Origin of the sequence: Micromonospora sp. NPDC092111 (assembly GCF_044755745.1) — a bacterium.
Taxonomy (GTDB): Bacteria; Actinomycetota; Actinomycetes; order Mycobacteriales; family Micromonosporaceae; genus Micromonospora.
Genome location: NZ_JBIVRQ010000004.1, coordinates 358,227 through 371,540 on the forward strand (window position 1 = coordinate 358,227; position 13,314 = coordinate 371,540).

Annotated in this window: 14 protein-coding genes; 5 read left to right on the forward strand and 9 right to left on the reverse strand. The window is 73.2% G+C overall.

Annotation, left to right across the window (positions count from 1 at the left end):
* Position 1: 1 nt before the first annotated feature.
* From ACIQG9_RS12285 to ACIQG9_RS12300, 4 genes are all read right to left on the reverse strand, one after another.
* Entirely contained in the window at positions 2 to 1,534 is a 1,533-nt protein-coding gene (locus ACIQG9_RS12285; protein ID WP_400400857.1) for an acyl-CoA carboxylase subunit beta, read from the reverse strand.
* A gap of 231 nt (positions 1,535 to 1,765) precedes the next feature.
* On the reverse strand, positions 1,766 to 2,686 hold the full coding sequence (locus tag ACIQG9_RS12290; RefSeq protein ID WP_400400859.1) for a hydroxymethylglutaryl-CoA lyase: 921 nt from the start codon (positions 2,684 to 2,686) through the stop codon (positions 1,766 to 1,768).
* 89 nt (positions 2,687 to 2,775) lie between these two features.
* Positions 2,776 to 4,113 (reverse strand): acetyl/propionyl/methylcrotonyl-CoA carboxylase subunit alpha, encoded by a 1,338-nt coding sequence (locus tag ACIQG9_RS12295; protein ID WP_400400861.1) that lies wholly within the window; start codon positions 4,111 to 4,113, stop codon positions 2,776 to 2,778.
* Between the two features lie 192 nt (positions 4,114 to 4,305).
* Positions 4,306 to 4,926 (reverse strand): TetR/AcrR family transcriptional regulator, encoded by a 621-nt coding sequence (locus ACIQG9_RS12300; RefSeq protein WP_400400863.1) that lies wholly within the window; start codon positions 4,924 to 4,926, stop codon positions 4,306 to 4,308.
* A 249-nt stretch (positions 4,927 to 5,175) separates the two neighbouring features.
* On the opposite strand from ACIQG9_RS12300, the gene ACIQG9_RS12305 reads away from it, so the two are divergent.
* The gene (locus ACIQG9_RS12305) at positions 5,176 to 5,595 is read left to right on the forward strand and encodes a hypothetical protein (protein WP_400400865.1); all 420 of its coding nucleotides are present in this window, start codon (positions 5,176 to 5,178) and stop codon (positions 5,593 to 5,595) included.
* Here ACIQG9_RS12305 and ACIQG9_RS12310 read toward each other — a convergent pair.
* Entirely contained in the window at positions 5,567 to 7,198 is a 1,632-nt protein-coding gene (locus ACIQG9_RS12310) for a hypothetical protein (RefSeq protein WP_400400867.1), read from the reverse strand. The two genes, ACIQG9_RS12305 and ACIQG9_RS12310, sit on opposite strands and share 29 nt — an antisense overlap.
* Positions 7,199 to 7,331: 133 nt before the next feature.
* Between ACIQG9_RS12310 and ACIQG9_RS12315 the strand changes: the two genes are divergently transcribed.
* A complete protein-coding gene (locus tag ACIQG9_RS12315) occupies positions 7,332 to 7,463 on the forward strand; it encodes a hypothetical protein (RefSeq protein WP_400400869.1) in 132 nt (43 codons plus the stop codon).
* A gap of 231 nt (positions 7,464 to 7,694) precedes the next feature.
* Here ACIQG9_RS12315 and ACIQG9_RS12320 read toward each other — a convergent pair whose 3' ends face one another.
* The 4 genes from ACIQG9_RS12320 to ACIQG9_RS12335 form a co-directional block, all read right to left on the reverse strand.
* A complete protein-coding gene (locus ACIQG9_RS12320) occupies positions 7,695 to 8,597 on the reverse strand; it encodes a sulfurtransferase (RefSeq protein WP_400400871.1) in 903 nt (300 codons plus the stop codon).
* A gap of 66 nt (positions 8,598 to 8,663) precedes the next feature.
* Positions 8,664 to 9,110, reverse strand: coding sequence for an imidazolonepropionase-like domain-containing protein (locus ACIQG9_RS12325; protein WP_400400873.1), 447 nt, complete (start codon positions 9,108 to 9,110; stop codon positions 8,664 to 8,666).
* Between the two features lie 2 nt (positions 9,111 to 9,112).
* Complete coding sequence (locus ACIQG9_RS12330) at positions 9,113 to 9,883, reverse strand: SGNH/GDSL hydrolase family protein (protein ID WP_400400875.1); 771 nt, start codon at positions 9,881 to 9,883, stop codon at positions 9,113 to 9,115.
* A 102-nt stretch (positions 9,884 to 9,985) separates the two neighbouring features.
* On the reverse strand, positions 9,986 to 10,141 hold the full coding sequence (locus tag ACIQG9_RS12335) for a hypothetical protein (RefSeq protein WP_400400877.1): 156 nt from the start codon (positions 10,139 to 10,141) through the stop codon (positions 9,986 to 9,988).
* Positions 10,142 to 10,473: 332 nt separating this feature from the next.
* On the opposite strand from ACIQG9_RS12335, the gene ACIQG9_RS12340 reads away from it, so the two are divergent.
* The 3 genes from ACIQG9_RS12340 (at position 10,474) to ACIQG9_RS12350 (ending at position 13,308) form a co-directional block, all read left to right on the forward strand.
* Positions 10,474 to 12,243, forward strand: a complete 1,770-nt coding sequence (locus ACIQG9_RS12340; protein WP_400400879.1) for a proline--tRNA ligase — start codon at positions 10,474 to 10,476, stop codon at positions 12,241 to 12,243.
* Positions 12,244 to 12,299: 56 nt separating this feature from the next.
* Positions 12,300 to 12,719, forward strand: a complete 420-nt coding sequence (locus ACIQG9_RS12345) for a CBS domain-containing protein (RefSeq protein ID WP_400400881.1) — start codon at positions 12,300 to 12,302, stop codon at positions 12,717 to 12,719.
* Between the two features lie 163 nt (positions 12,720 to 12,882).
* Positions 12,883 to 13,308 (forward strand): SufE family protein, encoded by a 426-nt coding sequence (locus ACIQG9_RS12350; protein WP_400400883.1) that lies wholly within the window; start codon positions 12,883 to 12,885, stop codon positions 13,306 to 13,308.
* Positions 13,309 to 13,314: the final 6 nt, after the last annotated feature.

The window sequence follows — 13,314 nt, forward strand, 5'->3', positions numbered from 1 at the left end:
GTCAGACCGGGGTGACGCCGTGCCGGCGGCGGGAGAAGTGCCGGTCCTTGCTGCGGGCGGCGGTGAACCGGCGAACCAGCTCGGCGCGCAGCTCGTGCGGCTCGACGATCGCGTCGACCACCAGTTCGCTGGCAAGCCGGACCACGTCGATGTCCCGCTCGTACTCCTCGCGCCTCGCGGCGACGAAGGCGACCCGCTCGGCCTCGTCCCCGATCGCGGCGATCTTGTTGGCGTAGACCGCGTTCACCGCGGCCTCCGCGCCCATCACCGCGATCTTCGCGGTCGGCAGCGCGATCGTCGCGTCCGGCTCGAAGCCGGGACCGGCCATCGCGTACAGGCCCGCGCCGTACGCCTTGCGGACCACCACGCAGATCTTCGGTACGGTCGCCTCGGAGATCGCCGTGATCATCTTGGCGCCGTGCCGGATGATGCCCTGCCGCTCCACCGCGCTGCCCACCATGAAGCCGGGGACGTCGCTGAGGAAGAGCAGCGGCACGTTGAACGCGTCGCAGAGCTGCACGAACCGGGTCGCCTTGTCGGCCGAGTCGACGAAGAGCACCCCGCCCTTGAACATCGAGTTGTTGCCGACCACGCCGACGACCTCGCCGTCCAGCCGGCCGAAGCCGATGGTCAACTCCTTGGCCCAGAGGGCCTGGATCTCGAAGAAGCTGCCGTCGTCGAGCAGGCCCCTGACGTACCGGCGCATGTCGAACGCCTGCCGCTCGCTGGCCGGGACCAGCCCGGCCAGGTCGGCCTTCTCCGGCGCGGCGACGGCCGGCGCGGCCGGCGGCTGCTGCGTCCAGTTCGCCGGCAGGTACGACAGGTAGGTCCGCACCACGTCGAGCGCGTCGGCCTCGGTCTTGCAGAGGAAGTGGCCGACCCCGGACTCGGCGCAGTGCACCTTCGCCCCGCCCATCGCCTCCAGGGTGGTCTTCTCGCCGGTGACCATCTCGACCATCCGGTCGGAGCCGAGGTACATGCTGGCGTTGCCGTCCACCATCGCCACCACGTCGCAGAACGCCGGAATGTACGCCCCACCGGCGGCGCTCGGCCCGAACAGCGCGCAGACCTGCGGGATCGAGCCGGACGCGCGGACCTGGTTCCAGAAGATCTTCCCGGCCCCGCGCCGGCCCGGGAACAGGTCGACCTGGTCGGTGATCCGGGCCCCGGCCGAGTCGACCAGGTAGACCATCGGCACACCGGTCGAGTACGCCCGCTCGATGATTCGGATGATCTTCTCGACGGTCCGCGCACCCCAGCTACCGGCCTTGACCGTGGAGTCGTTGGCCATCAGGCACACCTGCCGGCCGTCGATGGTGGCGGTGCCGGTGACCACGCCGTCGGCGGGCAGCCCGTCCGCCGTCGCGTTGGCGTAGAGGCCGTCCTCGACGAAGGATCCCTCGTCGACCAGGAGCGCGACCCGCTCCCGGGCGAAGAGCTTGCCCTTGGCGGCGTTCGCCGCGTGGTACCTGTCCGCGCCGCCGGCCCGGGCGCGCTTGCGTAGCTGCTCCAGTGCCTCACCGTCGAGCGTCACGCCGACTCCCTCGCCACCCGCCCGGCCACCCGTGAGCGACCCGCCCCAACCTGAACGATCGTTAGGCTAGCGCATCAACCCCCCCTCCGGCGAGCCACCCACCTCGCCCACCGCATTCCCCGCCCGCATTGCCCCGCCCCGTTGATCAAGAGGTTTGCGTCATCACGTGGAGGAATCCTGACGTAAACCTCTTGATCAACGCGGGCGGGACGAACTGGGGTGGGGGTGGGGTTAGGTGGGGAGGGGGGTTAGGCGGGTGCGGGGGCCGGCGCGGAGGACGCCCGAGGGGAGCTTCTTGTCGAGCAGACGCTCGGCGAGTTCGGCGGCACCGATCAGGGCGTCCAGGTCGATGCCGGTGTCGACGCCCATGTCGTGCAGCATGTGCACGGCTTCCTCGGTGGCCAGGTTGCCGCTCGCGCCCGGGGCGTACGGGCAGCCGCCGAGGCCGCCGACGCTGGCGTCGAACTCGGTGATCCCCAGTTCCAGGGCGGTCAGCAGGTTGGCCAACGCGGTGCCCCGGGTGTTGTGGAAGTGCAGCAGCACCGGCACGTGGGCGTTGCGGTCGCGTACGGCGGTGACGAGTTCGCGGACCCGGCGGGGCGTACCCATGCCGGTGGTGTCGCCGAACGCGACCCGGTCGGCGCCGTCCCGGACCACCCGGTCGACGATCCCGGCGACCCGCCGAGGGTCGACGTCCCCCTCGTACGGGCAGCCGAAGCTGGTCGCCACGATCACCTCGGCGCGGGCGCCCGCCCCGTGCAGCAGGTCGATCAGTTCGGCGATGTCGTCCAGGGACTCGGCGGTGGAGCGGTTGACGTTGCGCCGGTTGTGCGTGTCGCTGGCCGAGACCACCACCTCGATCTCGGTGAAGCCGGCGGCCAGGGCGCGCTGGGCACCCCGGGTGTTCGGCACCAGGGCCGAGTAGCGGACGCCGTCGACCTTCGCGGCCCGCCGCCACACCTCGTCGGCGTCGGCCATCTGCGGGATGGCCTTCGGGTGGACGAACGACACCGCCTCGATGCGGCGTACGCCCGTCCGCGACAGGGCGTCGAGCAGCCGCACCTTGGCGTCGGTCGGGATCGGTTCCTCGTTCTGGAGCCCGTCGCGCGGCCCGACCTCCCGGATGGAGACGAAGTCCGGCAGTTCCGCCATAAGGGGTCACCTCACTGTGACGGTGTTACGAAATGGTCCCCCCACCCTGCCACCCCGACCACCCCACCCGCACCCACCCCGGGTGGGGGTCAGCGCATGCGGGCGACCAGCGCGGTGTCGTAGTCGCCGGAGATGAACTCCGCGTTCTCCAGCAGCTCGGCGAAGAAGGGGAGATTGTTCTTCGGGCCGACCAGCTCGAACCCGGCGACCGCCACCCGGGCCCGCTCCAGCGCCTCGGCCCGGTCCGCGCCGGTGACGATGAGCTTGGCCATCAGGCTGTCGTAGAACGGGGTGACCGTGTTGCCGGCGACGTAGCCGGAGTCGACCCGTACGCCCGCGCCGGTCGGTTCCACCCAGGTCTTGACGACGCCGGGGCCCGGCAGGAAACGCTTCGGGTCCTCGGCGTTGATCCGCAGCTCGATGGCGTGCCCGCGCGGGGCCAGCGCGTCCGGGTCGAAGGTCGGCGCCAGGCCGGCGGCCACCCGCAGTTGCTCCTCGACCAGGTCCACCCCGTAGACCAGCTCGGTCACCGGGTGCTCCACCTGGAGCCGGGTGTTCATCTCCAGGAAGAAGAACTCGCCGGTGGCGGGGTCGAGCAGGCACTCCACCGTGCCCGCGTTGCGGTAGCCGACCGCCTCGCCGGCCCGCACGGCGGCGGCCAGGAAACGTTCGCGCAGCTCCGGGGAGACCGCCGGGGACGGCGACTCCTCGACCAGCTTCTGGTTGCGCCGCTGCACCGAGCACTCCCGCTCGCCGAGCGCCACCACCCGGCCGTCGGCCAGGCCGAGGATCTGCACCTCGACGTGGCGGACCCGGGGGAAGTACCGCTCGATCAGCACCGCACCGTCGCCGAACATCCGCTCGGCGAACGCGCGCACCTTGTCGTACTCGGTGCGCAGGGCGGCCTCGTCGACGGCGACTCCCATGCCCATGCCGCCACCGCCCGCTGCGGCCTTGACCATCACCGGGTAGCCGATCTCGGCGGCGGCGGTGACCGCCGCGTCCAGGTCGGCGGCCGGTTCGGTGGAACCGGGCGCGACCGGCACCCCGGCCGCCGCCATCAGGTTCCGCGCGTTGATCTTGTCGCCCATCGCGGTGATCGCGTCCGCGCGCGGTCCGACCCAGATCAGGCCGCTGGCCTCGACGGTACGGGCGAAGTCGGCGTTCTCCGACAGGAAGCCGTAGCCGGGGTGGATCGCCTGCGCGCCGGTGGACTTGGCGGCGGCGAGAATCGCCTCGACGTTGCGGTAGCTCTGGGCCGGGTTCGCCGGGCCCACGCAGACCGCCTCGTCCGCCTCGGTGACGAACGGCAGGTCGGCGTCGGCCTCCGAGTGCACCGCGATCGCACGGATCCCGAGCCGCTTCGCGGTACGGATGATCCGGCGGGCGATCTCGCCCCGGTTGGCGACCAGCAGCGACTCGATCATGTTCTCCTCCAGCGTCCAAGGGGTGGGACGATGCTAGGGAACCACGGGCGGGCCGTTACCAACGAGTCGGGCGGGACAGTTCAGGGGTCGACCCGGGGTCACCGACCGGCGCGTCGGAGTGTCCACCGGAACACCCCGCCGCAGGCGTCGCCGCCGCCGACCTCCAGCGGTCCCCGGCCCCGGCCTCGGCGCTCAGGTGCCGGTCTCGGCGAGCAGGGCGGCCAGCGTGGCGGCGCGCAGCAGCACCGCCCGACGCCGGCGGTCCACCTCGCCACCGAGGAACGGGGTGGAGTTCATCAGGCCGAACGCCGCGTGCGCCAGCACCCGCGCCTCACCGTCGGGCAGCCCCGGGTGCAGCGCGGTCAACACCGTCACCCACTCCTCGACGTACAGCCGCTGGAGCTTGCGGATGCGACGGCGCGGCTCGTCCGGGAGGCGGTCCAGCTCGTGCAGGTGCAGGGCGATCACCGCCGGGTTGGCCAGCGCGAAGTCGACGTGGAAGTCGATCAACGACTCCAGCGCGCCGCGCGGGTCGCCGGGCCGGCTGGCGGCCCGGTCCCGGCCCCCGTCGAGCAGGCCCTCGCTGACCGGGATCAGCGCGGCGGCCAGCATCGCCTCCTTGCCGGCGAAGTGGTGGTAGAGGGCCGGGCCGGTCACCCCGGCAGCCGCACCGATGTCGTCCATCGAGACGCCGTGGTAACCCCGGGCGGCGAAGAGCCCGACCGCGATCTCCAGAATCTCGTCGCGCCGCGACCGACGCCGGCCCGCGCCCGCACCGCCCGCGGTGCCCCTAGCCTGCTGCCCCACAGTCACCAGGCAAGCGTAGACCTCGGGGAGAACGTCGTGGACTCTCGGTTACCCGCGGGTTCTCCCGGCCGGTCGGCGGGCCGGTCGCCGGACGTCCCGGACGGCGGGCACCGGGACGCCCGACGGGACCGCGTACCGGACGGTCGGGCCACCCCGGAGCGGTGCCGGTGGGCCGCCACCGGCCGTGGATCGCCGGACGGCGGGCCGGTTCACCCCTAGCCTGGGTGGGACGGCGGCGCACGGAGGGAGAGCGGGATGGCGACACGGCAGCCCGACCGGTCACTCCCGCTCGCCGGGGGCCTGCTGGCCGGCGCGGGACTCTTCGACATCCTGGCCGGCATCGGCGACCTGGGCGGCAACGTGTACGTCTCGCTGCACAGCGAAGGGCTCGTCGTCTACGACATCACCGGCTGGGTGTGGGTGCACGTCACCACCGGGGTGCTGCTGATGGCGACCGGACTGCCGGTCGCGCTCGGCCGGCGCAGGTGGGGGCCGGTGGCGCTGGTGGCGGGGGCGGTGGCCGTCGTCGTCCACCTGCTCTTCGCGCCGTACCACCCGGTCGACGCCCTGATCGTGGTGGGGCTGGTCCTGGCCGCCGTACGGCTGGTCGTCCGGCACCGCCGCGGCAGCCGCCCCGACGAGCCGGTCAGCCCGGCAGGCAGACCCTCCCGGTGAAGGCCGGGTCGGGCTGCCGTTGGTCGTTCCAGACCGGGTTGGCGTCGATCGCCAACGGCGGCGCCTGCCAGGCCGCGCCGAGCTGCTGGAGCAGCGGGTACTCCCGCCGGGTCTTGCTCACTGGCAGCCCGGCGAGAAAGTGGATCAGGCGGTCCTGGACCAGTGACCGGTTGAGCAGCCCACCGTGCACGCCGGGCATCTGGAAGACCGGGATGCGGGTGTAGTCCCCGGGCGGGGCCTCGGCGGCCGTGGTGGTCGGCAGGAAGGCCACCATCCGGACGCCCGGCACCGGGCACATCAACTGGTTGCGGTAGAAGGGCGCGTTCTCCAGCAGCGACCGGATGAACGGCTCGTCCGGCCCGCCGCCTTCCCCACTGATCGCGTCGACCGCCCCGAAGAGCACCCGGAGCTGCCAGCCGGTGACCACTCCCCGGCCGTGGGACTTGCCGGGCGGTGGATAGTAGGCGCGTCCCGCGTCGATCAACGGGCTGAACATGATCAGGGTGTCCACCGCCGCGTGCGGGCGTTGCGCGAGGTACGTCCGGGCCAGCATCGCCCCCTCGCTCTCCGCGAGCAGCGCCACCGGCCGGCCGGTACGCCGGTGCAGCCGGTCGACCTGGATCTCCAGCAGGGCGGAGCCGTCCTCCAGGGACAGCGTGGTGTCGATCGGCTGGTACGGCCGGGGCCGGCCGTCCGCGCCCAGCCCCCGGTAGGAGAAGCGCTCCACGTTCGGGTCGGCCGGCAACCCCCCGTCGTATCCGGAGCCGTGGCCGGCGATGACGATCACCGCCTGCCGGACGTCGTCCGGCAGTCGCTGACCCAGCACCACCTGCTCGATCGCCAACCCGGCCGGGATGATCTGCACCAGCGGCGGGATCGCCAGCGGGACGGCGAGGGCGAGCAGCGCCGCGAGCGGAGTGGCCGGCACCCGGGCCCAGCGCACCCGGGGGGCAGTCACGGCGGCGTGCACCGTGCGCTCCCAGAGCAGCCCGTTGGCCAACCCGGCGAGCAGCGCGACCGGCACCGTCCACCAGCCCGGGGCGCTCCAGCAGAGCGCGCCGGCCACCGTGATCACCACGAGGTTCAGCAGGGACCAGCCGACCAGTGCGATCGACGGCAGCCCGCGCCACCACGGCCCGATCACGGCGGCCCGTTGCAGGAACGGGGCGAGCAGGAACATCGGCAGCAGCGAGGCGAGCAGCACCCAGGAGAGCGCGACCACCGAGGCGGCCACCGAGATCACCGCCCACGGCGAGACCAGTACGGCGGTCACCGCGGCCAGCCCGACGTTGCGGCCGAGCAGCCAGAGCAGGGCCGGTCGGGGCACGTCGCGGGGCCAGGCGAGCGCGACCAGCCCGGTGGTGAGCACCCCCCGGAAACCGATCACCAGCAGCAGCCCGACCACGAAGTTGGCCCACGAGTCGTGGTAGACGTACAGCCAGCGCAGGTCGTGGTACGTGTCGTACGGCCACACGGCGGTGACCTGGGGGGACAGCCCCTCGGCGGCGATGAACCCCAGCCGGACCAGGATCACCGCCTCGACCGCCGGCGGCAACGCGGCCAGGGCGAAGAGCGCCACGAGGCGGGTCTCCGGTCTGCGCACGCCCTCTCCTCACCGGGGTCGACGGGGCTCCCCCCGCAGGGTCCCCCGCCCGGCGGCCGTGTGTCCGGGTATCCGCCGATCTCGCGTCGACCGGCTTGACCCTCGACCCGGTCGAGCCCCCAGGGTCACCGCCATGACCCGCACCTCCGGCCTCGGCCGTGACTACCGGCTGCTCTGGTCGGCCACCGTCTCCTCCCGGTTCGGCGACGCGCTGCGTACCCCCGCCCTGGCCCTGCCGGGCTGGCCGGCGCGGCGTACGGGGTGATGCCGGTGGCGGTCGCGGCAGCTGTGGTGTTCGCGCTGGTCACCGGCGCGGCATGGCGGCTGCCCCGGCCGGCGGCGCGGGGTTGACCACGCTCGAAGCGGTATACCGCTGCGTCATATTCATGCCGGAGCGGCATACCGCTGCCGGGCATCATGCCGATGGGCACGGGACGGGCGCGCGGGCGGGCGGCGGGCGCGCGGGCGCGCGGGCGCGCGGGCGGCGGGCGCGCCCTCAGCCGGCGAGGCCGCCCGGCTGGTCGCCCCGCACGACGGGGGCCCGCACCAGGTTGCCCCACTCGGTCCACGAGCCGTCGTAGTTGCGCACCTGCGGGTAGCCGAGCAGGTGGTGCAGCACGAACCAGGTGTGGCTGGACCGCTCACCGATCCGGCAGTACGCCACCACGTCGTCGGCCGGGCTCAGCCCGAGCTGGTCGGCGTAGATGGCGCGCAGCTCGGCGGCGGACCGGAAGGTGCCGTCGTCGTTCGCGGCGGACTTCCACGGCTTGTTCACCGCGCCCGGGATGTGCCCGCCACGCAGCGCGCCCTCCTGCGGGTAGTCCGGCATGTGCAGCATCTCCCCGGTGTACTCGCCGGGCGAGCGGACGTCGACCAGCGGCCGACCGGCCGCCACGTGCGCCATCACCTGCTCCCGGTACGCCCGGATTGGCGCGTCGTTGCGCAGCGGCACCGGGTACCCGGCCCGGGGACGGCTGACCTTGTCCCGGGTCAGCTCGCGCCCCTCGGCGACCCACTTCTGCCGGCCGCCGTCGAGCAGCCGCACGTCGGCGTGGCCGAAGAGGGTGAAGACCCAGAGGGCGTACGCGGCCCACCAGTTGAAGTTGTCGCCGTAGAAGACGATCGTGTCGTTTAGGCCGATGCCCTTGCCGGCGCACAGCTCGGCGAAGCTCTCCGCGTCCAGGTAGTCCCGGGTGACCTGGTCGTTCAGCTCGGTGTGCCAGTCGACCTTGACGGCACCCGGCAGGTGGCCGGTGTCGTAGAGCAGCACGTCCTCGTCGGACTCGACCACCACGAGACCCTCGTCGCCGAGGTGCTCGGCAAGCCACTCGGTGGTGACCAGCCGCTGCGGGTCGGCGTACGACTGGAGGCGGGGATTCGGATCACTCGGCACAGGCATGACCCCCAAGGTACGCGGAACCCGCGTCGCCGGCCGGGCAACGGCGAGCCGACCGGGGTGGCCCGTTCAGGCCCGGCGGTGCACCAGCCGGCCGCCGACGACGGTGGCGAGGCAGCTTCCGTCGTCGGCGAAGACGGCCAGGTCGGCCCGGCCGCCAACGGCGAGGGCGGGGGTTCGTACCGCGTCGAGGACGGTGACGTCGGTGCGGGCCGCCGCGGCCCGCACCGCCGGATCGGTGAGTTGGTCGGCGAGGACCGCGCCGACGCCGGCCCAAAGCAGGGCGTGCACCCGTTCGCGCGGGCTGGGGGCCGGCGGCAGCGGCCCGTCGTGCACCAGCGCCGGCCCGAGGGTGCCGGGCCACCGCCGCACCCGCACCTGCGGGTACGCCCGCGTCAGCTCGGCGGCCGACCCGACCGCCTCGATCCGGTCGCCGCCGACCAGGACCGCCCGGCCGGGCTGCGGTACGCCGTCGACGGTGAGCCGCAGCAGCGGGGCGGTGTGGATGGTCCGCATGCTCAGTCGGAGACCGGGCCGAGCAGCGGACGCTTCGCGGTGACCGTGTCGCCGGAGGACCGGCCGGTGAGCCGGCGCTTGATCCACGGGGCCAGGTGTCGGCCGGCCCAGCGCAGGTCGGCGGCGCGGGCGGCGAGCCACGGGGAGGGCGCCGGGTGCTCCGGCACCAGCAGCCACTCCTCGTCGCAGCCCACCCCGAGCGCCGTCAGCACCTGGGCGGCGACCCGCCGGTGCCCGGCGGCGGACAGGTGCAGCCGGTCGGTGCTCCAGAGCAGCGGGTGGAGCCGGAAGGTGTCGTCGGCGTACAGGTCGACCAGGATCGCGCCGTGCCGCTCGGCGGTCTCGCCGACGGCCCAGTTGAGCAGTTCGATCCGGGGCGCGACCAGGCGCTGGCCGGGCAGCCGGGCCATCACGTCGGCGAACCGGAAGAGGATCACGTCAGCACCGCCGGAGCGCAGCTCGGCCACCACGTCGTCGAAGCGGGCGACCAGGGCCTCCGGGTCGAAGGTGCGGCGCAGCACGTCGTTGCCGCCGGCCGCGAAACTGATCAGGTCGGGCTTCATGGCCAGCGCGGCGGGCACCTGGTCGGCCACCACGCTCGGGAAGAGCCGGCCCCGGATCGCCAGGTTCGCGTACCCGAAGTCCGGGCCGGCCTCGGCGGCCAGCCGGATGGCCACCAGGTCGGCCCACCCCCGGTAGGTGCCGTCCGGGTAGGCGTCGTCCATGCCCTCGGTGAAGCTGTCGCCCACCGCCACGAAGCTGCGCCAGCGCACGCCGCCCCCTCATGCTCTCGTTGCCTGCGGCGACCAGTCTGTCACCGGGCCGGCACCGCGCACGGTCACCGGCGGTCCGAACGTGGCGCAGGTCATCGACGGTCAGAAGACGTCTTGGTAGCCCTGCCGCCAGCGGTCGGCGTTGTAGCGCCAGACGTCTCGGCCCAGCCAGACGAAAACACCCGCCGCGGCGCACGGAAGCGCGATGATCAGGAGGAGCCAGTCCCGGGTCAGCCCGGCCTTCGCAAGAGGGACCAACGTGAACACCGCCGCCAGGGCGACGCTCGGTTCCGGACGCCGCAGCCAGTAGCGAATCCGGCCCCGCCGTGGCTTCTGCCCCCGTCGAGGAGTCGCGTGGAACTTGGCCTCGGGCACCCGCCCGGGACGGCGCCTACGTCGCCGCCTCTCCCGCTGACCCTGCTTCGCCACCCGACCGATCCTAGGGCCGGGCGACCTCCACCGGCAGCAGGCTGCCGCCTGCCCGGTGTCACCCGGAAGCTCGCCGGGTTGCCGACCGGGGCGGCGAATCCCGGCCGCCGTCCGCCCAAATGCGATCGCCATCCCCATCGGACCGGCCGTACGCTGCGCGGATGCTGCTACGTACGTCGACTGCCCTGCTGCGGACCCTGCGTGAGGACCCGGCGGACGCCGAGGTGCCGAGCCACCGGCTCCTGCTCCGCGCCGGCTACGTCCGCCGCGCCGCCCCGGGCGGGTACACCTGGCTGCCGCTGGGCAAGCTGGTGCTGGACCGGGTCACCGAGATCGTCCGGTCGGAGATGACCGCGCTCGGCGACCAGGAGGTGCACTTCCCGGCGTTGCTGCCGGCGGAGCCGTACCGCACCAGCGGCCGGTGGACGGAGTACGGCGACGACATCTTCACCCTCGCCGACCGGAAGGGCGCCGAGCACCTGCTCGCCCCGACCCACGAGGAACTGGCCACCCTGCTGGTGAAGGATCTGTTCTCGTCGTACCGGGACTTCCCGGTGACGCTGTTCCAGATCCAGACCAAGTTCCGGGACGAGGCCCGGCCCCGCGCCGGGTTGCTGCGCGGGCGGGAGTTCCTGATGAAGGACGCCTACTCGTTCGACCTGGACGAGTCGGGGCTGGCCGAGTCGTACCGGCGGCACCGGGCCGGGTACCGGCGGGTCTTCGACCGGCTCGGGCTGGACTACACGGTGGTGCACGCGATGTCCGGGTCGATGGGCGGCTCGGCGTCGGAGGAGTTCCTGGCCACCACCCCGGTCGGTGAGGACACCTACGTCGGCTGCACGGCCTGCGACTACGCGGCGAACACCGAGGCGGTGACCACCCGCGCGCCGGCCGCCGCCGACCCGGACGGGCACCGGGCCGCCGAGGTGCACGACACCCCGGAGACCCCGACCATCGCCGCCCTGGTGTCGCTGGCCAACGCCCGCCGCTTGGCCGGTCGGGACGACTGGACGGCCGCCGACACGCTGAAGAACGTGGTGCTGACCGTCCGGCGGCCGGGTGCTGAGCAGGCGGAGCCGCTGGTGATCGGGCTGCCCGGCGACCGGGAGGTGGACCTCAAGCGGGTGGAGGCAGCGCTGCACCCGGCCACCGTGGCGGTCTTCGACGACTGGACCGTCCACCCCGAACTGGTTCGTGGCTACATCGGACCGCAGATCCTGGGCAAGCTCGGCATCCGTTACCTGGTCGACCCCCGGGTGGCGCCCGGCACCGCCTGGCTGACCGGGGCCAACGAGCCGGGCCGGCACGCCACCGACGTGCGGTGCGGGCGGGACTTCACCCCGGGCGGCACGATCGAGGCGGCCGAGGTGCGCCCGGGTGACGCCTGCCCGGCCTGCGACACCGGGGAGCTGACCATGCGCCGGGGCATCGAGATCGGGCACATCTTCCAGCTCGGTCGCCGGTTCACCGACGCGTTCGCTGTCGACGTGCTGGGCCCGGCGGGCAAGCCGGTCCGGCCCACCATGGGCTGCTACGGCATCGGGGTGTCCCGGGCGGTCGCGGCGATCGCCGAACAGCACCACGACGACCGGGGACTGGTCTGGCCGGCAGCGGTCGCGCCGTGCGACGTACACCTGGTGGCGGCGGGCCGGGGGGCGCAGCTCGACGCGGCGCTCGACCTCGGCCAACGGCTGTCGTCCGCCGGCCTGCGGGTGCTGGTCGACGACCGGACGAACGTCTCCGCCGGGGTGAAGTTCACCGACGCCGAGCTGATCGGCATCCCCCGCGCCGTCGTGGTCGGCCGCCGTCTCACCGACGGGTACGTCGAGCTGCGCGACCGGGCCACCGGCGAACGCGACGAGGTGCCGTTGGCCGGTCTGGTCCAGCGGTTGGTGGCCGAGGTGCGTCGGGCTCACGACGACGGGGTGTAGCGATCGCGCCACGGGGTACGGGTGCGGGATCGACCGAGGTGTGTTCGGAGGCTCTCATGTACCGGGTCAGCGACGTGATGACGAAGCAGGTGGTCTACCTGCCGGCGGAGACCACCCTGGACGAGGCCGCCAGGGTGATGAAGGAGGCCGACATCGGTGACGTGGTGGTCACCGACGGGGCCAGCCTGGCCGGCATGCTCACCGACCGGGACATCGTGGTCCGGGCGGTGGCCGAGTGCAGCGACCCGACCACCACCACGATCGGCTCGATCATCACCCGTGAGGTGGTGATGATCGAGCAGCACTCCACGGCCGGGGAGGCGGCGGCGTTGATGCGCGAACGCAACATCCGGCGCGTCCTGGTCTGCGACACCGACCGCAAGCTCGTCGGCATCGTCTCGCTGGGCGACCTGGCGATGCAGCTCGACCCCAGCTCGGCCCTCGCCGACATCAGCGAGGCGTCGCCGAACGACTGAACCGATCCGGTGCCGCCCGCGCGGTGGCACCGGATCGACGTGCACCCGGCCCGTCGGCGGGCGACCTCTGCTCCTCGTCACCGGCCTGGCGTGCCGTGGTGGCACGCGCCCTTGCCGAGCCGGCCCGCCGGGGACGGACCGGCGGCGGCGGTAGCCTGGCGGGATGCCCGAGATGCCGACGAAGCTGGCCGAGATCGTCGAGGAGTTCGCCGACGCCCCGCGCGACGTGGTGCTGGAGATGCTGCTGGAGTACGCCGACGTGATTCCGCCGCTGCCGGCCGGGATGGACCGCGACGACCTGGAGCAGGTCCCCGAGTGCCAGACGGCGTTCTTCCTGCGCGCCCGGGTCGAGCCGGACCGGACGGTCAGCACCGTCTTCGACTGCCCGCCGGAGGCGCCGACCACCCGCGCCTTCGCCGGCATTCTCGCCGAGGGGTTGGCCGGGGCGAGCGCCGAGCAGGTGCTGGCCGTACCGGACGACCTCTACCAGCGGATGGGGCTCGCCCAGGCGATCAGTCCACTGCGGGTACGCGGCGGCACGGCGATCCTGACCCGGCTCAAGCGGCAGGTCCGGGAACAAGCCGGCTGAGCGGCG